Source organism: Shewanella sp. Sh95 (assembly GCF_001308045.1).
Taxonomy (GTDB): domain Bacteria; phylum Pseudomonadota; class Gammaproteobacteria; order Enterobacterales; family Shewanellaceae; genus Shewanella; species Shewanella xiamenensis.
Window position 1 is genome coordinate 1 of sequence record NZ_LGYY01000111.1, and the last position, 803, is coordinate 803.

An 803-nucleotide genomic window follows, 5' to 3' on the forward strand; every position below is an offset into this window, starting at 1 on the left:
GTAATAAGTTTTTAAGGATCGCCTCTTTACGTTCTGGTGAATACCGAGCCATATCGTTCTCTTTTGCCGCACCCTGTCTTTAAACATAATGATTATTTAGGGGTGACAACAATCCTGACACAGGGGGCAATGTTCCGCGAGAAACGCAAAAACCTTACCCAATTCCGCAGCAATTTCAGTTATCTGTACGACCATAATAAAGTTTGATAAAAATTATGGGTGTCATGAACGGTAATACCGCTATTGTTTGATAATTTATCTGAGGACGAATTTCAGTTTCTGATAATTAAGTTTGATCATTTTCAAACTCACTTTGGGACATTTCCGCGTTAGACTTTTAGCTCGGATTAGTGAATTTCGGATTAAAATTTCTATGGGTTAACGCCGCATTCACTGTGCGAGCGAAGCGAGTCGAGTGCAATGCTTTGCTATTGAGCTGAAACTGTTCTTTCCCTGTATCACGATCAGCCTAAAAAAGTTTATTAATTTCAGTAAACATCTTCTCAAAACGGCTTAACGTTTCTTTTGAGAAGAAGTCTGCGGCAGGTCCCATACCCAACAAGGCCTGTGAAGGCTTGTAGTGATTAAAATCCTTGCCACCAAGAACAGCTTTTAGCTGAAGTAAAATAGTTTGCTTCTTATCGTCCAAGTCGGCAACAGAGATACCTGCATAGTCCTGAAGGATCCCCTCATAAATCAGCCATAGCATAGCCATATTTGAGCAACTGATTGGCGAATAATACCCAGGCCGCCAGCAATTCTTTCTCCGTGATTTGATAATCAGGCCGCCTGAGTACCTCCAA

General features: G+C 41.2%; 1 protein-coding gene. It reads right to left on the reverse strand.

Going from position 1 to position 803, the window contains the following annotated elements; all coding sequences use genetic code 11:
- Positions 1 to 469: 469 nt before the first annotated feature.
- Complete coding sequence (locus tag AEA42_RS08495; RefSeq protein WP_055647507.1) at positions 470 to 715, reverse strand: hypothetical protein; 246 nt, start codon at positions 713 to 715, stop codon at positions 470 to 472.
- Positions 716 to 803 lie beyond the last annotated feature (88 nt).

Bases quoted from the DNA above. Each gene is read 5' to 3' on its own strand.
- AEA42_RS08495 (WP_055647507.1), bottom strand. From the start codon at position 715: ATGGCTATGCTATGGCTGATTTATGAGGGGATCCTTCAGGACTATGCA.